The sequence below is a fragment of the Stenotrophomonas sp. genome (genome assembly GCF_032061965.1).
Lineage (GTDB): Bacteria > Pseudomonadota > Gammaproteobacteria > Xanthomonadales > Xanthomonadaceae > Stenotrophomonas.
Genome location: NZ_DAMBEF010000021.1, coordinates 41,403 through 65,341, shown reverse-complemented (window position 1 = coordinate 65,341; position 23,939 = coordinate 41,403). Strand labels below are relative to the sequence as shown.

The following is a 23,939-nucleotide window of genomic DNA, read 5'->3' as shown; positions in this document are numbered from 1 at the left end:
CCCCGGAAGGCCTGCGCATCCAGATCGTGGACAAGCAGAACCGGCCGATGTTCGATCTCGGCAGCGCGCGCCTGATGCCGTATACCAAGACGATCCTGGTGGAGCTGTCGCACTTCATCAACCAGGTGCCCAACCACATCAGCATCACCGGCCATACCGACACCACCGCCTATTCCACCCAGCTCGGCTACGGCAACTGGGAGCTCAGTGCCGACCGCGCCAACGCCGCGCGTCGCACCTTGCTGGAAGGCGGCATGGAGGAAGCCAAGGTGGCCCGAGTGGTCGGCCTGGCTTCGTCGGCATTGTTCGACAAGATCAACCCGCAGAACCCGATCAACCGCCGCATCAGCATTGTGGTGATGACCAAGGAGGCCGAGGCGGCCGCGCTCAATGAGGCTGCCACGCTGGCCTTGCCGTCCAATGCGGCCGCGGACGTGGAAGTGGATGGGGTGCCTTCGGCGGTGGATTGAGGGCTGGTGTTCTGTCGGTTATCGGCTCCCTTGAAGCTACCCCTCCCCAACCCTCCCCTTGGCCTGCGGCCAAAGGGAGGGGGCGAAAGCGGGCCTGCGTCCAGATTCCGCCGGGCTGCACGAACAGCCCCCTCCCTTTGGCCGCAGGCCAAGGGGAGGGTTGGGGAGGGGTGCTTTCAGCATTCAGCGCACAGGATGAAACCTCCCTGCCCGACCCTCGCAAACGCCAAACCGGCTTGGCGCCTACAATGGGCATCGTTTTCCACTAGCCCAATCCCATGTCCAAGCTCTCCAAAGCCAAGCGCGACAAGCGCAAGAAGCAGGCCCCGCGCCGTCCGTTCGCCCGCCTGAACGCCCAGCAGCCCGTGCAGAACCACGCCGTGCTGGTCAATGAAGAAGGCCAGGTAGTGGCCGCCATCGGCCTGCAGGGCAATGAATGGCTGCTGGCCATCGGTGGCCAGACCATGGGCAATGCCGACAACCCGGTGCCGATGCTGGCCATGCTCAAGCACCTGGCCAATGTGCAGGAGAAGGAAGGCCGCAAGGTCACCCTGGAATACTCCGCAGCGCTGCAGCAGATGATCGACGACCTGGCCGCCGATGAAGGCAAGACCGCCGACGATTACCTGGCCGGCCTGGTCGCCGAGTTTGAAGGCGTGGAAGGCGAAGACGCCGCGGAAGCCACCGACGTGGTCGATGTCGCCGAAGAAGTCCCGGCCGCCGACGCTGACAGCAGCGACGACAAGCCCAAGCCCTGAGCCCCAGGCCTGCCGTGACGGTCTATATCGACGATGCGGTACATCCCTGGCGCGGTGAGCGCTGGGCGCATCTGATGGCCGACACATTGCCCGAGCTGCATGCGCTGGCGCAGCAGCTCGGCATTCCCCGCAGGGCGTTCCAGAATCGGCCCAGCGGCGTGCACTATGACGTGCCAGCACCGCTGCGCGAGCAGGCCATCACCTTGGGCGCGCAGGCGATTTCACGGCATACCGATCGCGCACTGGTCCGCCGTGTGATTGCCAACGCGCGGGCGCTGTACGTTGAAGCCGGAACCTAGACATCAGGAACCAGAAACCGGAAACCAGCGAGGTCAAAACAGCTTGGCTCCCGCTTTCTCTGGTTCCTCGTTCCTGTTACCTGTTTTTTTGCCTCAAAAAGGGTCGCTGCCAGGGCGCACTTCCACGCCCAGTAACGAGCACAGCGCCAGCATCGCTTCGTCATCGCGGCTCAGCGCCACCCAACCGGCGTAGGCGTCGCCACCGGTGTTCCAGTTCCACACCGTGTAACCGTGCTCGCGCAGGCGGTCGTGGGCGGTGGTCATCAAGGTCGGCACGTCGAGGTCGGCAGTGAAGTCTTCATCATCGAAGTCGCCGCCCCAGGCAATGTCCAGGTTCCAGCGCGCAGCCATTTCGTCCAGCGCGGCCACGAAGGAATCGGTGTCCTTCCAATCCACGTAGAAACCTGAACGCCAGTCGATGGCGTCCTTCAGGTCCCATAGCCATTGCTCGTCGCTGGCGTCGTCCTCGGCCCCTGCGCGCGCTTCGCGCCAGCCATCGAACTGCTGCAGGGCGGCGTCTTCGTCGCCGGGGTTGATCAGCCACAGCAGGTTCCAGACCCGCGCCGGATGGTCGTCTTCTTCAAAATCCGGTTGCAGTTCGTCGCTGTCTTCGTAATCGGCGCTGTTGTCTGGCATGGGACCGTTTCCACTACATGTTTGGCGCGCATTCTGCCGCCCGCAGCGCGACAGCGAAAGCCTTGCCGCGTCACAGCGGTTATCCTTGCGCCCCGAAGAGGGCCACGGTGGCCTTCAGTGAAACACTGATATGAGCGATACCCCTCCCGATCATCTGGCGGTTAACCCGCAGAGCCCGTTCCACAATGCCGAAGCCCTGCAACGCGGCGTTGGCGTGCGTTTCAATGGCATCGAGCGCGATGACGTTGAGGAGTACTCGGTGGCCGAAGGCTGGATCCGCGTGCAGGCCGGCAAGGCCCGTGACCGCCGTGGCAACCCGATGACGCTGAAGATCAAGGGCACGGTCGAGCCGTATTTCCTTGAGTTGAAGAACGCTTAAGAGCGACAGCTTGCCCTCACCCCAGCCCCTCTCCCGCATGCGGGAGAGGGGCTTCAAGGGCGCAAACAATCTCGCTACGGCCCCTCTCCCGCACGCGAAAAAAGGGCTGGAGGTTCCCAACTGCCCCCTCAGTCCCTTTGCCGACTCTCCAGCAGATCCAGGTTGCGGATCAGCTTGCGAGCGATTTCATCGGACACCTGCCCGCGCCGGGTCAGCCGGAACAGCTCCTCACGTTCGGCATTCAGCCCCGCCGTGCGCAGACTGCGGTAGGCCTGCTCCATGCGCCGCACCTTCTCCGGATCTTCGTCAGGTCCCTGCCCTTTTTCCAGATTGCGCTGGTACAGCAGACTGACCCGCGCCGCGGCATCGTTCAGCAGCTGCACGGCGCTGGTGGATTGCCCATCCACCAATTGCTGGCGGGCCTTTTCAACCGCCGCCAACGCAGCCTTGGACGAGGCCTTGCGTGCCAGGTCCTCCTCGCGCCGGCTGCTGTCGTCCTTGGGTAGCTCCAGGCCCTTGAGCAGCCGTGGCAGCAACAGGCTGGCGCCCACCAGCGACACCAGGATCACGGCTGCGGCCAGGAAGATCACCAGGTCACGGGCCGGGAACGGCTCGCCGCCGGGAATCATCAACGGCAAGGTCAACACACCCGCCAAGGTGATCGCGCCACGCACGCCGGCCACCGACATCGCCAGGATCACCCGCCACTGGGTAGTGGTTTCCTTCTCGCCACGCAGGCGTGCCTTGAGCAGGTTCCAACGCAGTGACAGCCAAACGAAGATAAGGCGTAGCGCCACCAGCATGCCGTTGATCGCCAGCACGTAGACCACCAGCCACCAGGGGCTGTGATGGCCGGTGACTGACATGGTCTCCACCGCGCGCTCAACGATGCCCGGCAACTGCTCGCCCAGCAAAACGAACATGATGCCGTTGAAGGTGAACTGCACCATGTTCCAGACCGCATTGCGCTGCACGCGCATGCTGCCGCTGATACGGCCGGTGAGTTCAACGTAGCTCATGGTGACGCCGGCGGCGACCGCCGCCAGGATGCCCGAGGCCTGCAGCTCTTCGGCCAGCAGGTACGCGGCAAACGGAATCAGCAGGTTGACCAGCAGTGCAGCGCCCGGCTCTTCACCGAAGCCACGCCACAGCCAGCGCTGGAACGTGGACACGCACCAGGTCACCGCCACACCAATGGCCAGGCCCGCGAAGGCCACCCACAGGAAGGTCAGCGAGGCCTGCGCCAGCGAGAAGCTGCCGGTCATTACCGCTGCCACCGCAAACCGGAAGCAGACCAGGCCGGAGGCGTCGTTCAACAACGACTCGCCTTCCAGGATGTGCATCAGCCGCTTGGGAATGGGCACGCGCGAAGCGATCGCGCTGACCGCCACCGGATCGGTGGGCGAGATGATCGCCGCCAAGGCAAACGCCACCGCCAGCGGCATGGCCGGGATCAACCAATGGATCAGCAGGCCTGCCCCGACCACGGTGAACACCACCAGGCCGAACGCCAACTCCAGGATGGCGCCCTTGTCGCGGAACAGGCCCTGCTTGGGAATGCGCCACCCATCGAGAAACAGCAACGGCGGCAGGAACAGCAGGAAGAACATCTCCGGCTCCAGCGCGTGGCCGCGCTTGAAAACGCCGGATATCAGCGCCCCCAGGCCAATCTGCACCAGGGGCAGCGGCAGCGAGAACGGCAGGATTCTGACCAGATAGCCGCTGGCGACAACGGCCACCAGCATCGCCAGGACGACTTCAATCGTATGCATGCGTGTTCCAGAAATCGGCGCGAACCCGACAGCGCCATAGACCCGGAAAAACTAGCACAGCGTGCTGACAATGCGAGTAGAGAATGAATGCGCGACAGGCAAGCACCCAACGCACATTCATCTCTTCACGCCATCAAATCCTGCATCGCGCGGTGATCCCGCGCAGGTTCATGCCGCGGCTTTGGCTGCAGGCACACCGTCAAAACGGTAGATATCCATCGCCAGGAAACCCATGTCGATGCCGGCATCGATACGCTGCGCACCCAACGCCTCCGAGCCTGCCGCACCCATGGCGAAGTACAAGGGCAGCAGGTGCTCATCGGTGGGATGGGCCTGCGCGGCGTAGGGTGCCTGCTGGCGATAATCAAACAACGCCGGCAGATCATCGCCACGCAGCTTGTGTTCCATCCACTCGATGAAGGGCCGCACGTAAGGCGCGTCCTTGCCCTGCGCGTAGTTGTGCCAGTCATGCAGGTTGTGGGTGATGCTGCCCGAACCGATCAGCAACACGCCCTGTTCGCGCAGCGGCGCCAGCGCGCGGCCGACCTCGAACTGGTGGCGCGGCCCCAGCGAGGGCTGGATCGACACCTGCAGCACCGGGATATCGGCCTGGGGGTAGAGGTAGCGCAGCGGCACCCAGGCGCCGTGGTCCAGGCCACGATTGGGATCGATCACCGGCCTCAAGCCCGCCTTGTCCAGGCGCGCAGCCACCTCCTGTGCCAGCGCCGGCGCACCCGGTGCCGGATAGTGCAGCTGGTACAGCTCCTCGGGGAAGCCACCAAAGTCGTGGATGGTCGGCGGCTGCGCCGAAGCAGACACCATCGGCGTGCGGCCAAGCCAGTGCGCGGACGCCATGACGATGGCGCGCGGCTTCTGCAGCCCGGCGGCCAGTTCGGCCAGGCGCGGCCCTACCTGACCCGGCCGCAAGGCGGTCATTGGCGAACCATGCGAAATGTAGAGGGACGGTAGCAACGAGCTCATGGCGCACTCCCAAGGGAAGGGGACAGTTGCCAGCTTATTGCGCAAGGTGTGGACAACAAATAATCTCGGCGTCAACGTTTTATTGCGAAAACGGAAACAATGGACACCATCGATGCCATGCGGGTGTTCGTCGCGGTGGTCGAGCGCAATGGTTTCAGCGCTGCCGCCGAGGCCTTGGACCTGTCCACCGCCGCGGTAACCCGGCAGATCGCAGCGCTGGAAAAGCGCTTGTCTGCGCGCCTGCTCAACCGCACCACGCGCCGGGTCAGCCCGACCAGCATCGGCGCGATGTACTACCAGCGCTGCCTGCAACTGCTGGCCGAGTTCGATGCGTTGGAGGCCTCGGTGGGCGCCCAGGCGCTGCAGCCATCGGGGCGGTTGCGGATCAATGCGCCGGTCAGCTACGGCATCACGCGACTGGCCCGTCTGCTGCCGGACTACAGCGCGGCCAACCCGCAGGTGGAACTGGACCTGCAGTTGTCTGACCGCTTGGTCGACATGGTCGAAGAGGGCTTCGACCTGGCCATCCGCATCACCCGCCAGCCCGCGCCCAGCCTGATCGCGCGACGTCTGGCCCAGGCGCACATCACGCTGTGTGCGGCGCCGTCCTATCTGGCCAAGCGGGGCATGCCCACTACCCCGCAGGATCTAGCCGCACACGATTGCCTGTCCTATACCTATGCGGCCGACGGCGAAACATGGAGTTTGTCCGGGCCCGAAGGGGAAGTGAGCGTGCCGCTGCAGCCGCGCATGCGCGCCAACAATGGCGAGGTCCTGCGGGAGGCCGCCATCGCCGGCATGGGCATCATCAGCCAGCCGGATTTCATCATCGAACAGGCCCTGGCCGACGGTCGGCTGGTGCCGGTGCTGCCCGGCTGGGAGGCCGCGCCGATCGGCATCTATGCCGTCTACGCCAGCCGCAGCCATCTGGCACCAAAGGTCCGCAGTTTCATCGACTATCTTGTGCAGCGCCTGGACACCGAAGCCGAGAACTCACTCTGAGCGGCGGCTGCGGTCCAGCATCACCAGGATCTCTTCCAACGGCATCGGCCGCCCCAGCAGGTAGCCCTGCACCTGGTCGCAGCCGTGTGCGGCCAGCCAACGGTGCTGACCATCGGTCTCCACGCCCTCGGCGATCACCGACAGCCCCATGCTGTGGCCCAGCGAGAGCAGGGCGCGGCAAATGGCGGCATTGCGCGGATTGGTCTCCACATCGGTAACGAACACGCGATCGATCTTCAGCGAGTCCAGCGGCAGGTGCTGCAGATAGGACATGCTGGAGAAGCCGGTGCCGAAATCATCCAACGCCACACCGATGCCATTGGCATGCAGGTGCCCGAGGGTCTGCAGGGCCTGGGTGGGATTGCGCATGAGCACGCTTTCGGTCAACTCCATCTGCAACGCGCCCGGTTGCAGCTTGAATTCGTGCATGGCGCGGCTGAACTCGCCGACCAGGTCGCTGTTGAACAGCTGCACCGCCGAGACGTTGACCGCGATCGGCAGCTGGCCCCAGCCGGCAGCCACCAGTTGCCGCTGCGCGCGTGCGGCGGCATGGATTACCCAGCGGCCCAGCGAAATGATCAGGCCGGTGTCCTCGCACAGCTGGATGAAATCGGCCGGTGCAATGTAGCTGCCATCCGGCTGCGGCCATCGCAGCAGGGCTTCCAATGCCGCCGGGCTGCCATCGGCTGCGTGCCGGATCGGCTGGAAGTGCAGCTCGAACTCGCCATGGTCGATCGCCATGTGGATGCGCCCGGCCAACTGCAGGCGCTCGGTGTAATGGGCTGCCATGCCCGGCTCGAAGCGCAGCAGGGTTGCACCGCTTTCACGGGCGGCATGGGCGGCCTGGGCCGCGCGCCCCAGCACCTGCTCGGCCAGTTCCCCATCTACCGGGCAACTGGCCACGCCCACACGCGCTTCCAGCTGATTGAGGGTGTCACGGCCGCGCACCGGCTCGGCCACGGCCGCCAACAAGGCCTCCAACGCCCGCTCCACATCGGTACTGCTCTGGATCGCCAGTACGAAATCCTCGGCCGGCTGGTGCGCCAGCAGGCCGTACCGCGCCGCCAGCCCGCCAAGGCGCACGGCTACCGCCCGCAGCACGTCCTCCCCCGCCTCGCGGCCCAGGGTGTCGGTGATCATCTGCAGGCCACGCAGCTGCACATGGGCGATGGTGTAGCCGCTGTTGCCGGCATCGAGCTTCTCGGCAAGCGCGCGAACAGTCAGCAGGCCAGTGCCGGCGTGATGGCTGGCCCGGTAGGCCAGCTCGCTTTCATAGCGCAGGCGCTGGCTAACATCTTCGGCCAACACCAGGCTGGCGTTGCGCCCGGCAAACTCCAGGTTGGCGAAATGGCCCTGCACCTGGAAGGCGGTGCCGTCCTTGCGCAGATGGGTGCTGATCTTCATCCCTTCCTGCTCGCCGCGCAGCGCGCGCGCCACGCTTTGGCGGATGTCGGGCCATTCCTCCGGCGGCCGGATGTCCAGGATCGACATCGCCAGGAATTCCTCACGGGTGTAGCCGTACTGCGCCACGGCTGCCTGGTTGACCTCCATGAAGCGCAAGGTCACCAGATCAAAAATCCAGAACGGCGCCGGGTTGCGGTCGAACACCAGCCGGAACTGGCGTTGCGCCTCTTCGGCGCGCTCTTCGAACTGCACCCGCTCACTCACGTCCACCACCGCGCCGGCCAGGCGTCGCGTACTGCCTTCCTCGCCGACCAGTTCGCCGCGGGTGGACAACCAGCGCCATGAGCCATCGGCCAGTTTCAACCGGAACCCGACATTGAGCGCACCGTGGCCTTGCCGCGCCATGCTCAGCTTGTCCTTCAGCGAACTGCGCTCGTCTTCATGCACCTGCGCCAGGAACTGCTCCAGGGATGCGCTGTTGCCCTTGAGATGCAGCATCTGCCGGGTCGGCTCGGACCAGACCAGTTGCGGCGGCTCACCATGCACGTACCAGGTGCCAACCTTGCCCACTTCATGGGCCAGCGACAGCTCAGCGTTGCCCGCGCGCAACTCATCGCCCAGGCGGGCCTGGTGCCTGGCACTGCGATCAACCGCGAACAGCAGGTAGGCAAGGCCCAGCAGATAAAGCAGGTAAATGCCTATGCCCGCATACAGGAACACGTACCAACGCGCCATCACCTCCTGGTAGGACAGCGCGGTGAACAGGATCAGCGGGTAATCCGGCGGCACGCTGACCGCCGCGATACGCAGCTGGCCGTCCGATGGGCTGACCACGACGCCACGTGCGATGACGTCGTTGGACGCGGGAATGATGGACATGGGCGTCGGCAGCTTCTTGCCCACCAGGCGCCCTGGGTCACGGCTGTGTGCCAGCAACTGACCATAGCGGTTGCCGATCGAGGCCACGCCGTCGCGGCCCAGGTCCAGCCCGCTGACGACTTCCTGGAATGTTCCCAGCCGCACCCGCGCCAGCAGCCACTGGCCCGGCTGTACCGCCAGCGCACTACGCACTGTCCAGTGCCCGCCCGGCAGTTCCTCCAGCGCGCCCACATACAACTCACCGCTCAACACGCGGTTCTGTGCGATGACCCACTGAGGCAGCGTTGGATCACCGCGCCCGGATGACAGCGGCCGGCCCTGGCCGTCGACCAGGGTGATCGATACCAGGTCATGGTTGCGTTCCAGGACGCCGCGAAGACTCGCCTCGAACAATGCCGGGGCCTGTTCCGGGACACGCGCATAGAGTTCGCGGCCATCGTTGGCGCTGCCGCGCAAGGCCCGCTCCATGGTGATCAGCTGCGCACGCAGCAAACGGTCGCTGCCGCTGGCCAGCGCCACGCTCTGCCGCTGTGCGGCCTGCAAACGCGTGCTGCGGTCGTTCCACAACATCATGGTCAGCGCGACCGCCAGCAGGATGGCCACCAGCACACCCGCGATGGCGATTACCCGCACCGGATGGGCAGGTGCTCGGCTCACCAGGATGTCCGGAGCAGCAAAGGAAGGCGTTTTGTGTTCACGATTGTTGATCCAACGACTGCTTTGGCACCAAGGGTGCCGCCGGATGGGGATCCAGCGACGACATCAAACAAACGTGTGACCGCCGCACTGCCAGCGCCTCCCCAGACACCACCCGCAGCGGGTTGCCTGCAAGCATGCCGCACAAGGGCCATCGGCGTGAAGGGCTTGTGAGAAAAATCTTTGCCACGCCACACGCCGGCGCGCACATCAAGTGCCAAAATCGGTATCTGCCTGAGCGCCAGCACAGGTCTAGACTTGGCAACCCAACCTTTCTGGATACTGCCATGGCTTTGCAACGTTCCCTGCTGATGCTTGCAATCGGTGCCTCGCTCGCGCTGAGCGGCTGCGACAAGGACGGCGCAACGCCGGCCACTGCCAGCAGCCCGGCCGCAGCACCTGCACAGGCCGCGCCCAAGGCGCAGCTGGGCAGCTTCGGCTTTGATGCCGATGGCATGGACCGCACCGTCGCCGCCGGCGACAACTTCTTCGACTTCGCCAATGGTGGTTGGGTGCAGCGCACCGAGATCCCTGCCGATCGTTCCAATTACGGCAGCTTCAACGTGATCGCCGAAAAAACCTTGGCCGATACCCGCGCGATCATGGAAGAAGCTGGCAAGGCCGATGCTGCCGATGTCCGTAAGATCGGTGACTATTACGCAGCGTTCATGGACGAAGCCGGCATCGAAGCGCGCGGCGTGGCGCCGATCCAGCCGCAGCTGCAAGCCATTGCCGGCATCGCCGACAAGCAGGCGTTGGCACGCACCCTGGGCGCCAGCCTGCGCGCCGATGTGGATCTGCTGAACGCCACCAACTTCTATACCCCGCACCTGTTTGGCGTCTGGGTCTCGGTGGACCTGCTGCAGCCGGATCGCAACGCACCCTATCTGGTGCAGGGCGGCCTGGGTATGCCGGACCGTGACTTCTACCTGCAGGACGGCCGCATGGCCGAACTGCGTACGGCCTATCAAGGTTATGTTGCCAAGCTGCTTGAGTTGTCCGGCGACAAGGATGCAGCGGCCAAGGCAGCACGCATCGTTGCGCTGGAAACCAAGATCGCCCGCGCCCACGCCACCCAGGAAGAAACCAACGACGTGCAGAAGGGCGCCAACGCCTGGAAGCAGAGCGACCTGACTGCCAAGGCACCCGGCATGGATTGGGCGGCCTTCCTCGATGGCGCCAACCTGGGCGCACAGCAGGACTTCATCGTGTGGCAACCGAAGGCGGTGAACGGCCTGTCCAAGCTGGTCGCCAGCGAGCCGCTGGACGTATGGAAGGAATACCTGGCCTTCCATGCCCTGGATGAAGCCGCGCCCTATCTGCCCAAGGCGTTCGCCGATGCCAGTTTCGCCTTCCACGGCACAGCGATGAGCGGCACCCCGCAGCAGAGTGATCGCTGGAAGCGCGCCGTGGCCGAGACCAACACCGCCGTTGGCGAGGCCGTGGGCAAGATCTACGTCGAGCGTCACTTCGATGCGGCCACCAAGGCACGCGCCGATGAAATGGCCAAGAACATCATCGCCGCCTTCGCCAAGCGCATCGACGCATTGGCCTGGATGTCGCCGGAAACCAAGGCCCACGCCAAGGCCAAGGTGAACGGCCTGAAGGTGGACATGGGCTATCCCAGCAAGTGGCGCGATTACAGCGCACTGGAAGTAAAGCGCGACGACACCCTGGGCAACGCCCAGCGCGCCTCGCTGTTCGAATACCAGCGCAATATCGCCAAGCTGGGCCAACCCGTGGACCACAGCGAGTGGGCCATGCTGCCGCAGACCATCAATGCGATGAACGTGCCACTGGAGAACCGCCTGGTGTTCCCGGCGGCGATCCTGCAACCGCCCTTCTTCGACGGTGCCGCCGATGACGCCATCAACTACGGCGCCATCGGTGCGGTGATCGGCCACGAAATCAGCCATGGCTTCGACAATGCCGGCGCGCTGTTCGACGAAACCGGCAAGCTGCACAACTGGTGGACGCCGAACGACCTGAAGCAGTTCAACGCCGCCGGCGATGCGCTTGCCATGCAGTTCGACAGCTACGAGCCGTTCCCCGGTGTACACGTCAATGGTCGCCTGACGCTGGGCGAGAACATCGCCGACGTCGCCGGCCTGGGCACCGCCTACGATGCTTACCGGCTGTCGTTGCAGGGCAAGCAGGAGCAAACGCTGGAGGGCTTCACCCCGGACCAGCGCTTCTTCCTCGGCTTTGCCCAAGCGTGGCGCAGCAAGGCACGTGAGCAGGCCCTGCGCAACTCGCTGCTGACCAACGTGCACGCACCGGGCCAGTTCCGTGCGTTGACCGTACGCAACGTGGACGCCTGGTACCCCGCGTTCGAGGTCAAGGAAGGCCAGAAGTTGTACCTGGCACCGGAGAAGCGGGTAAAGGTCTGGTAACAGGCTGCGTTTTTGTTTTTGGAGACAGGCGCCCATGGCGCCTGTTTCCTGCTTCTTGTTTCCTGTAGTGCCGAGCCATGCTCGGCAGAAGCCTTGCCGGTAATGCCCTGCCGAGCATGGCTCGGCACTACAACGCCCTCCCTTGCGCCGAAGGCGCGGGGGAGGGTTGGGGAGGGGTTGTTTTTTGCTCGTAAGGCCTCTGCCGAGCATGGCCCGGCCCTAGATACGCGTTGGTCAGGCCGGGGCAGGCCACGTAGACAGCACCGCAGGCACCTGCCCTACCCGCTTGCAGGCACGTGTGGAAATGCCATCGTTCAATGCAATGCGGAACAACGGTGCAACGCTGCGCAGCACGCGCGCGGCGACCACCGATTGCAGTTGCTGCCCCCTGCTGCGTCCTAGCAGCTGCACCGCCCACTCCGGCAGCAAGGCCGCGCCGGCCGCAAGAAACACATCGCGCGAAACCCCCGGCAAGGGCACCGGCAGGCGTACCTCGGTGAGCACATCCAGCACTTCGCGCGAACGCGCATCCATGCGCAGCTGCGCCTGCTGCGCGTGGAAGTACGCGTACACCTGCGCCTCGCTGGATGGCACGTCGCGCGCACCCAAGGCCTCGGCAACGCGCCGGTACTCATCGTAATAACGGTCGGCAATGGCCACGGGCACGTCACGGCAATAGCGTCGGCATCCTTCAAGAAACCCGAATGCTTCGGTGACATGCACCCAGGTCAGCAACTGTGGATCATCGGCCGCATAGGCCTGGCCATCGGGCAAGGTGCCAACCACCTGCGCATGAATACGGCGCACGCGTGCAATCAACTTCTCGACCTCACCCGCCGGTGCATAGCTGGTCCCGGCGACGAAACTGGTGGTGCGGCGCAGCCGCCCCACCAGGTCCTGGCGGAAGTTGGAATGATCGTAGACGCCGGCAAGTGCACGCGGATGCAGCAACTGCAGCATCAGGGCGCATAGACCACCAGCGAGCATGCCGGGAAATTCGGAATGAATGCGCCAGGTGACGCTGTCCGGGCCGAACCAGCCCGGGTCGCCCAATGGCGTGTCGTAGGCGACACCACTCTGGTCGCGTGGAAAGGCGTCCAGCACCCAACGGCGGATGTGGGCAGTGGCGGCGGAGGAAACGGGTCTGAACAGGGACGACATGGACCCTATCCTAGCGGCAGGGCTGCGCAACTGGGCCCCATCCCCCCTGCCGGCACCGGTGCCTTCGTTCATCCTCGGCCGGGTAACGAAATATTGTGCAACCGCAGCACCAAAGTGCTGCGGAACGCGTAATGCCCGCCACTTGCCTGATGATGCAACGCAAAACCCGGGCGCCCAGGCTGTACCCCTACTGCCGGCAGCGCCGCCATCTTCGCACCGCCCCCATTGCCAAGCACGATGAAAGTGCTAGAACTTGAAGCGCCTGACCGTTCCACGCTGCATCCGTCGCTCGTTCCAGATAGTTACTGCAAGGAGCTCAACATGATCGCGTTGTTTCGAGGTTTGGGGTTGTTGTTGGAAGACAACGAGCTGTATCACAGCCCGTTTGAAAAGCAGGTTGACCACTGGAAAAAGCTGAGCGACCAGCAGATACGCGAGGAAGTGAACCTGTTGGCCAAGGCAAAGTGCCAATGGCTGATGGCGTCGATCGTACTTTGGCAGGCATCGTCGCTGCTGATCCTGGGATTGATCACCAACTACCTGTGGCGTGATGATTTCCATATCACCTTCACCCGCGTGGTGATCGTGCTCGGCTCATGGATCTCGATCCTGTTCGTGATCTGGTTCATGGCCAACATGTTCGACCGCACCGCCGGTTTCGAGCGCTGGATGAAAGCCTTCAACAGCCGCGCCCGCATCAGCTCCGACGCCGACAGCGTCGATGAAGTGGCCGAAGCGCTGGAGATGGCCAAGCACTATCCGGAAGTGCTGGACTACAAGCAGGCGGTCACGGCCAACCGCGAGTTGCGCCATGAAGACATCCGCATCATGCGTGAACTGGGACGGATGCGGCAGCACTCGATGCTGGTCGGCGAACTGAACCACATTGGCGACGATGGGCTGCGTCTGCAACCTGCGTTCTGACGTTATTCCCCTTTGTTGCTCCTCATCGCCGCGCTTTGTCGCGGCGATCTTTTTTGTCTGGGAACCGAGGGCGTAACTTCCCCCTCTCCCCAATCCCTCTCCCGCAAGGGGAGAGGGGCTAAAGCTGCAGGTGCAGAAAGTGCCTGAACTCCAGCGCGCTTGCGTCAACGCAAGGCCGGGGTGCGGCGCGCGGTTTGGGAGAGAGGTGCGCTTCAACACGGCACAACCAAACTCACCGCCGGATGCTCACCTGCTGCGCAAAACCGGCCGGCAAGCCGTCAACGATGCGTGTATTGCCCACCACCACCACGAAGTCCTGCAAGGCTTCGCGGTTACAGACCTGCCCTGCACCGCCAGCAGCGGCATCGCAATGCTCACGATAAACCTGATAGCCGCAGCGACCGCTGTCGCTCTGCAGGCATTGGAAGCGCGCCACACCGGCGTTGACCGTGGTGCGGCTGAGCAGGTTCTGCTCGCCACTGATGCGGGTAACCGAGGTCTGCCCGGGGGATTCGTGTATGCCCAGCATCGACAACAGGCTGCCAAGCAGAACGGTGAGGTAATGCATGGTGATTCTCCGGCTGACCAGGCGGCATCACATGCCGCGGAAAAGACTCATGAACGGTTGGCTGACTACCAATGTCTCGGCCCGCTGCTTCAGCCGCAGCACGCCGCGCCCACTGTCGTCGCGGCTCACTGCTGCCACCGCTTTCATGTTGACGATGGTGCCGCGGTGGATCTGGCGGAAGCTGTTTGCATCCAGCGCGGCGGCCAGTTCACGCAGGGAACTACGCAGCAGCAGCTCCTCGTCGGCGGTGACCACCACGGTGTATTTGCTGTCAGCGCGGAAATACAGCACCTCGTCCAACATCACCAGGCGGGTTTCGCGGCCATTGCTGGCGGTGATCCAGGCCAGCGGTGGCGCGGCAAGTGCCGCCGAGGGTTGTCGCGCCAACTGCTGCAGTAGCCGCTCCAGCATGCCCGGGTCGGGGCTGCCACTCTGCCGACGTGCCAATACGCGCTGACGGGTTGCCAGCAGGCGTTCGTCACTGACCGGCTTGAGCAGGTAGTCCATCGCGCCTTGTTCAAACGCGCTGATCGCGTACTGGTCATAGGCGGTGACGAAGACCACCTCGGTCTGCGGACTCACCTGCTGCAGCGCGCGGGCCACGTCGATGCCGGTAATGCCGGGCATGCGGATGTCCAGAAAGGCCAGGTCGGGCTTGTGGCTATCCAGGGCCTCCAGTGCGGCAGCGCCATCTTCGCATTCGGCGACGATGCGCAACTCCGGCCACAGGCGCTGCAACTGGTCCAGCAAGGACTGCCGCAGCAGGGGCTCGTCCTCGGCGATCAGGGCATCAAGGTGCATGGGGCACCTCCGGTACCGCAGGTATCTGGACCGTGGCCACTGGCACCGACGGCACGGCGGCCGGGGCCGGGGCCGGGGCGCCCCCGCCCGTAACCGCTGCAACGGGTCCACGTCGCGGCAGGCTGATGGTGGCGGCCATGCCACTGGGGAAATTGGACACCAAGGCCAACGTGGCCTGTTCACCGCAGCTCAAACGCAGCCGCTCGCGCAGGTTCTTCAAGCCGATCCCGGTACCGCTGTTGTCCGAGCTGATGCCCTGCCCATCGTCGGCCACGGTGATGGTCAGCTGGCCGTCCAGCTCGCGGGCCAGGATCCACACCGTGCCGCCACCACTCTTGGGTTCCAGGCCGTGCTTGATCGCGTTCTCCACCAACGTCTGCAGCGACATCGACGGCAGGCTGATGCCGTGCAGGGCCTCGGGCACATCGATCTGCAGGGCAAGCCGCGAGCCCATGCGTATCCGCAGGATCTCCAGATAGGCCTGCACACGCTCCAGTTCCTGCCCCAGCGTGGACACCGATTGATCGATGCCCGGCAGCGAACTGCGCAGGTACTGGATCAGGTGACCGAGCATCTGCTCGGCACGCAGCGGATCACTGCGGGTCAATACCTGCGCATTGGCCAGCGTGTTGTAGAGGAAGTGCGGTTCCACCTGGGCATGCAACAGGTTGAGGCGGGCAACACTGAGTTCCTTCTCAGCCTCGGTGCGTGCAACGTGTTCGCGTTCCTCACGACGCTGCTGGGCGACCTTGCCACTGAGGGCATGGGTGATGGCCTCGGCATTCTCATAGTTGCTGCCCTCGTCCAGCAGCAGCAGGTCCACCCAGGCGCCGGCATCCGGCTCGAAGAACAGCGTGACGCTGCTGGTATCCACGCCGGGGATGACCCGTGCGGTGATCTGGTTGTGCTTGATGGCCAGCCGTGCCATCGGGTTCCACCGCGACGGCGGGCGTTCGCCATAGGGATCTGCGCGGCGCTGGGTGGCACGCAGCTGCAGGGTACCGACCGAACGCTCCAGCTGCTCGATCCGCGGCATCTGCCCGATCACCTGCTCCAGCAACGCGAACGCCCTGGGGGCATCCAGCGGCAGCTCGACCTGGCGGCGATGGCGGTTGGCCAGGGTCTGCGAATCGATGCGATCAGCGATCAGGGTGACGCGCCGGATGTGACTGACCACGGAGGTCAGCGCGAACACCGACAGGGCCATCGCCGCGAGCCCGAAGATCCAGCCGGGCGCTTCGTCCATGCCACTGAACAGGCCGCTCCACAGGAAGGCCGCGGCCAGAAGGGTCAGTGCCCAGGCAGCGAGGATGCGGAAACCGAGAAAGAGGCTGGCGAACATGGTCAGTCACCGAGAGGATTGGGAGCGAGCATAGGCGTCCGCCACGGGGCTGCAAGCGGCTTGCGACGAAAGCCGGGAAAAGGCGATCAAGCCCGGATTGGCGACGATGGAAGCCCCGGGCATCGGCAACCGCGGCGGAAGCCGCCAAGCATCGGAATCGCGCGTGTCTGCCGGTAGCCCGGGTAAGCGCAGCGCACCCGGGGGCTCTGCGCGGACTGCCCCGGGTGCGCGCTGCTTACCCGGGCTACGTGGTGCGGGCCTTATTGGGAAAGCGCCTGCCGAGCATGGCTCGGCAAGCCTCTGTCGCGCAGGTCTCGGTGCTACAGGGGCTTGGCTTGCCAGTCCGCCGGTAACGGCCAACGGGCAACCCCGTCACCGCACAGGCCTATCAGGGCATCACCTTGCGGGGCCCAGTGCAGCTGGCGCAGGTCCCAGCAGGCCGAACGACTCGGGTTCAAGCTGAGCGACCTGCCGCTGTCCAGGTTCCATACCGTCAGAACCGGCGTACCGCCGCCGTTGCTGCCCAACGCCAACATTCGACCATCGGCAGATGCTGTCGCGGCATTCAAGGAATCCAGACCCGGCAACGTGAGTGAATGCCGCAGCTTTCCGCTGGCCACATCAATCACATGCATGCCCGGATTGCGGCGCGACCCTTCCATCAGCACGAAGCCCACCGCAACCCAGCCACCGGCCGCCGAACCCATCGGCGTCGGCACCCACTGCGCCATGCCGGCATCGTCATGGACATCCACCTCGCCGAACCGGCGCGGCAGCGGCAGCACGCGGCTGACACGGCCATTGCTCACGTCGAGCTCGGTCAAGCCAGCCGGGTCTTCCACCCAGAAGCCCTGTCCCGGTCCGTCCCAGCGCACCGGCTTGATCAGCGCATTGCCGGGATAGCCGCCGACCACGCCTTGCCGCGGCGCATCGAATTTCTGCGCATAAACCCAAGGCACGCCTTCGGCCGCCGGCGCAGCCTGAAGTTCCAATACACGCAGCACGTCGCGGATGCCGCCGCGGCCGTCCAAAGCATGGTCGTAGGGCTGTGGCTGCCCCAGCCCATCCTGCGTCCAGTTCCAGCCGCCGCTGATCGGCTGGCGTACGTTGCCCGCCCATTGCACCGGATGCGATGTCGCAGCCGCCTGGCCGACGGCATACGTCACCACGTGCTGCTGCACAGCCAGCCACGCAGTGCGCCCTTGCGGGTCGGTACTCAAGCCGGCCCGGCCGGCATCGCCTGCGGCCTGCCACAGCCGCTGCGGCGTATTGCCCATGCCTGGCGCCCAGCGCCACAAGGCATCGGGGTAGCCGCTGAGCAACAACACGCTGCCGTCGGCCAGCGGTCGCATGTCGTAGTACTGGCCACTTTCGCTCGTCAGCAGCCGCTGCGCGGCCGTAGCATCCTTGCTGCTGCCCGGCGCGATCAGCGTTGGCTCGACGATACGACTGTCAGCCTGCAACGGCAGCTGCCAATCAGCGCTACCTACGCCGACCTGCAAGGCTGCAGCGGGCAGCTTGCGCAGCGCGTCGTAGACGGGGGTGAAAAGGGACTGCGGTACACCGCGTCGGCGCAGCCGGGGCGAGGGGCCGCCGCCCATCACATTGAACTCGCGCAGCTGGTCGATGATGCCGCCATCCGGGTTTGGCCAATCATCGGTGCGGCTGAGGGTTACCGCCGTGGCCGGCTTTCCCAGCGCTTCGTCGATCTGCATGACCCGCACTTCGATCGTGCTTTTGGCGCGCCCGAGCATGCCGTGTTTATGCTCGGCGCTGGCCTGCCAGCTGGCGAAGTCGACCTGCAACTCGGCCATCCTGTCGCTTAGCGCATCGACCGTGGGATCGCGCTGCAGGCGTTGTTCGCGTATTGGCAGTTCTTCAGCCAGCAGTGCGCCCTGCTCCACTGCCGTGCGTAGTGCAGGCATGCGATAGCGACGGATGAACTCCGCTTTCAGTTCCGGGCGGCGGGCAATCAGCACATTGCCCCAGCCGTGTTCCATGTAGGCCACGCGCGTGCGTTGCACCGGAGCCTTGAACGTACCCAGCGGTGCCAGGCTGGCCTGTACCACCGGCAGCACTTGATCGAACGGTAGGGACACCACCAGCTCCACCTGGCCCAGCAGACGCTGGTTCTTGGCCAGCAGCGGCGTCTGCAGTGCAGTGGGCAGGCCCTTTTCCGGTTCCTGCTGATTGCTGGGAAGCATCTGCCAGTTCGGCGGCAATGGCGAGGCGAGTGCTGCCATCGGAAAAATCGTGCAGGCCAGGCAGAGGATTGCGCGGCGTGCGCTGGTATTTGGCATGGGTCTTCCTTGGTGGTGCGAAAAGCGAGGAGCGGGACGAGCCTCAAACGTTGTGCAGCTACGGCCCTCACCCCAACCCCTCTCCCACGGGAGAGGGGCTTCAAGCGCACTTGCGTTGTGCCTTATTTACGCTCTGCGGCGCTCGCGTCGCGGACCGCGCGGAAGCTTTCTTCCGGGCTCCAGTTCGGCCAGTCGCGTGAGTTGGCCAGTTTCTCACCCAGCGTGTACAGCACTTCCAGATCGCGGGCTGCGCCGGCAAAGGTCCAGTCGGCCTGCCACTCGTCGCCCTGCTGGTGATAGCGCTTGGCGGTGTACTCGTCGGAGGCCTTCTTGCCGGCGGCCACGCCACCGTCGATCCAGTCCTGCCCTGCCCCGTAGGACAACGCCGGCACGCCGCGCTTGGCGAACGGGAAGTGATCGGAGCGGAAGAACAGGCCGGCTTCGGGCTTGGTGTCCGGGGTGTAGCGGATGTCCCAGCCCTTGGCCACGTCCTTGAGCTGATCCAGCAGTTCCACCTTGGCCGTGCCATAGATGCCGAAATCACGCGACGGGCTGTACGGCGACATACCGTCCATGTTGATCACCGCCACCGTTTCGGCCAGCGGATACAACGGGTTGTTGGCGTAGTACTCCGAGCCGAGCAGGCCCTTCTCTTCGGCGGTCACCGCCAGGAACACCACCGAACGCTGCGGCTTGGGCTGCGAGGCAAAACCACGCGCAAGTTCAACCAAGGCCGCAGTGCCCGAGGCGTTGTCCATTGCGCCGTTGAAGATACGGTCGCCACGCGCGTCCGGCTCACCGACACCGATGTGATCCCAGTGGCCGGAGTAGATGATGGTCTCATCCGGATGCGTGCTGCCTTCCAGGCGCGCCACCACGTTGTGCGAGGTGATCACCTCGTTCTTGACCTGGTAATTGGCCGAGAAGGTCTCACCCTGCAGTTCCACCGGCTGGAAGTCGCGCGACTGCGCCTGCTTCTTCAGTGCTTCGAAATCCAGGCCGGCGCGCTTGAACAGGTCTACCGCCAGATCACGCTGGATCCAGCCTTCCAGGGCCGGGTGTGCCTCGGCCGGGTTCTGCCGGACCACGTCGAACATGGTGTTGGTATTGGAACCGGCCACCGTCGCCCAGCCATAGGACGCCGGTGCGGTTTCGTGCACGATCAGCACGCCGGCGGCGCCCTGGCGCGCGCCCTCTTCGAACTTGTAGGTCCAACGGCCGTAATAGGTCATGCCCTTGCCGTCGAAATCACCGGCGCCGGACTCGAAATCGGGGTCGTTGATCAGCACCACGGCGATCTTGCCCTTCAGGTCGACGCCCTTGAAGTCGTCCCAGTTGCGCTCCGGCGCCTTGACGCCATAGCCCAGGAACACCAGCGGCGCGTTGCGGATATCGACCTGGCTTGCCCCGTTCATCGCTGCACGCACAGCGATTTCCTGGCCCTGGGTCAGCGTCTGCGGCTTGCCCTGGCTGCTCAGCGACAGCTCCGGCTTGCCGACGATATCACCCTTGAGCAGCGGCACGGCCTGGGTCCACAGGCGCTGGCCGTCCTTCAGGTCACCACCGGGCTGCATGCCGGCATCGGCAAACTGCTTGCTCAGGAAGGCGATGGTCTTTTCCTCACCCGCCGTCGCCGGCGAGCGGCCTTCATAGGCGTCGGAGGAAAGCTCCTTCACATCGGCCGAGATACGGGCGCCGTCGAACTTCGGCGGGGCGGCCATCAAGGCCGTGGACACGGACATCGCCAACAGGCTGATTACAACTCGTTTCACGCGGTACTCCAGTGGTCAGTCAACCCTTGGAGTTTAGCCAGCCGCGTGCCGCCGTGCAGTGTCGTTGTGCACTGTCGCGCCCCTCGCCAGTGGACTACCCCAGGCCTGGCACCCGCACGCTACGACCGGCAATCCCCCGGCCCGAAAAGCCATCGGCGGGCGCTGCTGATGGCGGTGGCCGCTGGTGGGCACATCAACCCAGCGCAAGCGCCGCCATCCATTAGCGGGGAATTGTTGCCGCCATGTGTCAGCGACCACCATGGCCCGTTGCATTGCCGTGAAACCTTTTGGCCAGGGCGACTCATGAAGTCGGGGAAGGGGCGCCCGCCAACTTTTATCTCAGAGGGGTTTCAATGAGCAGTTTCAATCGCAACCAGCGCACCTTCAGGCGTACCGCGCTGGCGGTGGTTCTCACGTCCGTCATCGGCGCCGCCGCCGCACAGAGCACCACCGGTTCGCTGTACGGCAGTGCCCCGGCTGCAGCCGGCGGTACGATCACAGTGCAGAACGAGTCCGGCCTAAAGCGCAGCGTGACGGTCGATGCCAACGGCCGCTACAACCTGGGTTCGTTGCCGGTAGGCAAATACGCCATCACCCTGCAGCGCGACGGCCAGGTCATCGACACCCGCCAGGACGTGCTGCTGAAAGTCGGCATGGGCACCGAGGTGTCCTTCGGCGGCGCTGAAGGCGCTACCAACCTGGATGCAGTGACTGTCACCGCCGCCAATGCACCGAAGATCGACGTGACCAACACGGTCTCCAAGTCGGTAATGACCTCTGAACAGCTGGCCGTGCTGCCGCTGGGCCACAGCGCCGAGGCCATCGCCCTGCTGGCTCCGGGTGTGGTCGCCGGCAGCGGCGAGTTCAGCAATGGCTCGCGCTCGGTGCTGTCCTTCGGCGGCTCCAGCGTTACCGAAAATGCTTACTACATCAACGGCTACAACACCTCCAACCCACTGAGCAACATGGGGGGTGTCAGCCTGCCGTACGGTTCGATCGACCAGCAGGAAACCTTCACCGGTGGCTACAGCGCCCGCTACGGCCGTTCCACCGGTGGCGTTATCAACCAGCTCGGCGAGCACGGCACCAACGAATGGCACTTCGGCTTCCAGACCACCTGGTCGCCGGACAGCCTGTCCGCATCGCCGCGTGACATCTGGTACCCACGTGCCACCCTGCCCAGCGGCTATGGCTACACCGATGACTCGTTGCCGGGCACCCTGTACCGCTACCGCAACAACGATGCAGCAACGCGCACGACCTATAGCGGCTATGTCAGTGGCCCGCTGATCGAAGATCGTCTGTTCATCCATCTGGCTGCCGAGTCGGACAAGACCGAAGGCGTATCCACCGGCAACAGCGCTGCAGCCCAGCAGATCCGCAACAACTACAGCTACAGCTCGCCGAAGTTCTACGGCAAGATCGACTGGAACATCAACGACAACAACACCCTGGAATACACCCGTATCCAGAACACCGATCGCCAGGCCGGCTACTACACCGCCTTTGACTACGACACGCTGACCGAGGGCGACCGTACCGGTGTTTATCCCAACACCACCAAGCTCAAGGACACCTACGACATCTTCAAGTACACCGGCTACTTGACCGATGACTTGACCTTGAGCGCCACCTACGGTCGCAGCAACGAGGAAAACCTGGAGTTCAACCCGGCCGAAACCTCGCAGCCCTACCTCAGCGGCACCGCCAGCCAGGACCCGTCGATCACCGGCGGCACGCCGATCCGCAACTCCTCGGCGACCTACGTCGGCAAGTCGCCTGATGCCAGCAACAAGAGCCGCGGCCTGAGCGTTGACCTGCAGTACCGCATCGGCAACCACGAGTTGACCGCTGGCATCGACAACATGTACTTCAATGCCTACAACGAAGGCCAGTCGATGAACGGTCCGGGCTACGCCTGGATTTACGGCAAGCTCGCCAACCCCAGCGCCTCGCCCAACGCCGCTTTCGATATCGCCGCGCCCGGCGGCAACGGTTACTACGTGCAGAAGTACATCTTCTCCACCACCACCAGCATGAGCGTGGAGCAGAAGGCCTATTACCTGGAAGATCGCTGGCAGATCACGCCGGACTGGCTGGTCACCCTGGGCCTGCGCAACGACAAGTTCACCAACTTCAACAGCTCGGCCGTGCCGTATGTCGAGAGCGGCAACCAGTGGGCGCCACGCCTTGGCGCAAGCTGGGACGTGTTTGGTGATTCCTCGCTGAAGGTATTCGCCAACCTGGGCCGCTACTACCTGGCCCTGCCCAACAGTGTGGCTATCCGCGGAGCCTCCGCCTCGACCTACACCCGCGAGTACTTCACCTATACCGGCATCGACGCAGACGGCAACCCGACCGGGCTGACCGCGCTGGGCGATGGCCCGATCTCGGCCAACAACGAATACGGCCAGACCCCGGACCCGCGCTCGGTCGCACCGACGGACCTGAAATCGCAATACCAGGATGAGCTGATCCTCGGCTTCGAGAAGACCCTGGGCGACTCCTGGAACAGCGGTGCCAAGGTCACCTTCCGGCGCCTGCAGACGGCCATCGACGACATCTGCGATAGCGACCGCATGGTTGAGAAGCTCACTGCGATGGGCGTGGACCCGGACTCGGTCGACATCCCCGGCTGCCTGATCTTCAACCCGGGCAAGACCAACACCTTCATGCTGGCCAATGTCGACGGCTCCGGCTACACCCAGGTGCAGATGAACGGCCAGGACTGGGGCTACGGCAACAACAAGGCCAAGCGCAACTACGTCGCGGTGGATCTGTTCCTGGAACACCCGATGACCGACAATTGGTACGGCCGCGTGGACTACACCTGGTCGCGCAACTTCGGTAATACCGAAGGTCAGGTGAAGTCGGATATCGGCCAGGATGACGTATCCAAGACCCAGGACTGGGACGCGGCTGCGCTGATGGCATACGCCGGCGGTTACCTCGCCAATGATCGTCGCCACCAGCTCAAGGCGTACGGTGCCTACAAGATCAACGACGAGTGGATTGCTTCGGCAACCCTGCGCGTGCAATCCGGCATGCCCAAGAGCTGCCTGGGCTACTACGGCACCAACGAGGACGATCCGCTGGGTTACGGCTCGTCGTACCACTCCTGCTTCGGTGCTTCGTCGAGCCCGGGTGATGCCGGCCGCCAGCCGTGGACCAAGCGGCTGGATCTGGGCGTGCAATACCGTCCGTCCTTCGCCGACCACAAGCTGGCCTTTGGCCTGGATGTGTTCAATGTGTTCAACGAACTCAAGCCGGTGCAGAGCGAAGCGCAGGCACAGGATGGGCCGTACACGGTGTCCAATACCTACAATATCGGCACTTACTACACCTCGCCGCGTTCGGTCCGCTTGAGCGCGTCCTACGACTTCTGATTAAACAGCCTGCAAG

Annotated in this window: 18 protein-coding genes; 8 read left to right on the top strand and 10 right to left on the bottom strand. The window is 64.4% G+C overall.

What is annotated here, in order from left to right:
• The 3 genes from RT460_RS12365 to RT460_RS12355 form a co-directional block, all read left to right on the top strand.
• Positions 1–470: OmpA family protein (locus RT460_RS12365; protein WP_313319264.1), on the top strand; the 470-nt coding region annotated here is incomplete at its 5' end.
• Between the two features lie 278 nt (positions 471–748).
• Positions 749–1,228 carry a hypothetical protein gene (locus RT460_RS12360; protein WP_313319263.1) on the top strand — a complete coding sequence of 160 codons (480 nt, stop codon included), beginning with the start codon at positions 749–751 and terminating at the stop codon, positions 1,226–1,228.
• Between the two features lie 14 nt (positions 1,229–1,242).
• Complete coding sequence (locus RT460_RS12355) at positions 1,243–1,527, top strand: DUF4031 domain-containing protein (protein WP_313319262.1); 285 nt, start codon at positions 1,243–1,245, stop codon at positions 1,525–1,527.
• Positions 1,528–1,620: 93 nt separating this feature from the next.
• Here the strand turns inward: RT460_RS12355 and RT460_RS12350 are convergent, their stop codons facing one another.
• Positions 1,621–2,163 (bottom strand): hypothetical protein, encoded by a 543-nt coding sequence (locus tag RT460_RS12350; protein WP_313319261.1) that lies wholly within the window; start codon positions 2,161–2,163, stop codon positions 1,621–1,623.
• A gap of 130 nt (positions 2,164–2,293) precedes the next feature.
• On the opposite strand from RT460_RS12350, the gene RT460_RS12345 reads away from it, so the two are divergent.
• Positions 2,294–2,542 (top strand): DUF3297 family protein, encoded by a 249-nt coding sequence (locus RT460_RS12345; RefSeq protein ID WP_313319260.1) that lies wholly within the window; start codon positions 2,294–2,296, stop codon positions 2,540–2,542.
• Positions 2,543–2,670: 128 nt separating this feature from the next.
• On the opposite strand, the gene RT460_RS12340 is transcribed toward RT460_RS12345, so the two are convergent.
• Positions 2,671–4,314, bottom strand: a complete 1,644-nt coding sequence (locus RT460_RS12340; RefSeq protein ID WP_313319259.1) for a Na+/H+ antiporter — start codon at positions 4,312–4,314, stop codon at positions 2,671–2,673.
• A 168-nt stretch (positions 4,315–4,482) separates the two neighbouring features.
• Positions 4,483–5,295, bottom strand: a complete 813-nt coding sequence (locus tag RT460_RS12335; protein WP_313319258.1) for a class III extradiol ring-cleavage dioxygenase — start codon at positions 5,293–5,295, stop codon at positions 4,483–4,485.
• A gap of 99 nt (positions 5,296–5,394) precedes the next feature.
• Between RT460_RS12335 and RT460_RS12330 the strand changes: the two genes are divergently transcribed.
• Positions 5,395–6,297 carry a LysR family transcriptional regulator gene (locus tag RT460_RS12330; protein WP_313319257.1) on the top strand — a complete coding sequence of 301 codons (903 nt, stop codon included), beginning with the start codon at positions 5,395–5,397 and terminating at the stop codon, positions 6,295–6,297.
• On the opposite strand, the gene RT460_RS12325 is transcribed toward RT460_RS12330, so the two are convergent.
• The gene (locus RT460_RS12325) at positions 6,289–9,237 is read right to left on the bottom strand and encodes an EAL domain-containing protein (RefSeq protein ID WP_313319256.1); all 2,949 of its coding nucleotides are present in this window, start codon (positions 9,235–9,237) and stop codon (positions 6,289–6,291) included. The two genes, RT460_RS12330 and RT460_RS12325, sit on opposite strands and share 9 nt — an antisense overlap.
• A 326-nt stretch (positions 9,238–9,563) precedes the next feature.
• Here RT460_RS12325 and RT460_RS12320 point away from each other — a divergent pair, with 326 nt between their 5' ends.
• A complete protein-coding gene (locus RT460_RS12320; RefSeq protein ID WP_313319255.1) occupies positions 9,564–11,669 on the top strand; it encodes a M13 family metallopeptidase in 2,106 nt (701 codons plus the stop codon).
• A gap of 234 nt (positions 11,670–11,903) precedes the next feature.
• On the opposite strand, the gene RT460_RS12315 is transcribed toward RT460_RS12320, so the two are convergent.
• Complete coding sequence (locus RT460_RS12315) at positions 11,904–12,830, bottom strand: oxygenase MpaB family protein (protein WP_313319254.1); 927 nt, start codon at positions 12,828–12,830, stop codon at positions 11,904–11,906.
• Between the two features lie 321 nt (positions 12,831–13,151).
• Between RT460_RS12315 and RT460_RS12310 the strand changes: the two genes are divergently transcribed.
• Positions 13,152–13,754: a hypothetical protein gene (locus RT460_RS12310; RefSeq protein ID WP_313319253.1), complete on the top strand. Its 603-nt coding sequence runs from the start codon at positions 13,152–13,154 to the stop codon at positions 13,752–13,754.
• 232 nt (positions 13,755–13,986) lie between these two features.
• Here the strand turns inward: RT460_RS12310 and RT460_RS12305 are convergent, their stop codons facing one another.
• The 5 genes from RT460_RS12305 to RT460_RS12285 all read right to left on the bottom strand — a co-directional run bounded on the left by RT460_RS12305 (position 13,987) and on the right by RT460_RS12285 (position 20,537).
• Positions 13,987–14,322, bottom strand: coding sequence for a hypothetical protein (locus tag RT460_RS12305; RefSeq protein WP_313319252.1), 336 nt, complete (start codon positions 14,320–14,322; stop codon positions 13,987–13,989).
• Positions 14,323–14,349: 27 nt separating this feature from the next.
• Positions 14,350–15,123 carry a LytTR family DNA-binding domain-containing protein gene (locus RT460_RS12300; protein ID WP_313319251.1) on the bottom strand — a complete coding sequence of 258 codons (774 nt, stop codon included), beginning with the start codon at positions 15,121–15,123 and terminating at the stop codon, positions 14,350–14,352.
• A complete protein-coding gene (locus RT460_RS12295) occupies positions 15,113–16,465 on the bottom strand; it encodes a histidine kinase (RefSeq protein WP_313319250.1) in 1,353 nt (450 codons plus the stop codon). The genes RT460_RS12300 and RT460_RS12295 overlap by 11 nt, the downstream gene beginning before the upstream one ends.
• Positions 16,466–16,785: 320 nt before the next feature.
• Positions 16,786–18,765: a hypothetical protein gene (locus tag RT460_RS12290; RefSeq protein WP_313319249.1), complete on the bottom strand. Its 1,980-nt coding sequence runs from the start codon at positions 18,763–18,765 to the stop codon at positions 16,786–16,788.
• A 122-nt stretch (positions 18,766–18,887) separates the two neighbouring features.
• Positions 18,888–20,537, bottom strand: a complete 1,650-nt coding sequence (locus RT460_RS12285; RefSeq protein WP_313319248.1) for a M28 family metallopeptidase — start codon at positions 20,535–20,537, stop codon at positions 18,888–18,890.
• A gap of 353 nt (positions 20,538–20,890) precedes the next feature.
• Here RT460_RS12285 and RT460_RS12280 point away from each other — a divergent pair, with 353 nt between their 5' ends.
• Positions 20,891–23,923 (top strand): carboxypeptidase regulatory-like domain-containing protein, encoded by a 3,033-nt coding sequence (locus tag RT460_RS12280; protein WP_313319247.1) that lies wholly within the window; start codon positions 20,891–20,893, stop codon positions 23,921–23,923.
• Positions 23,924–23,939 lie beyond the last annotated feature (16 nt).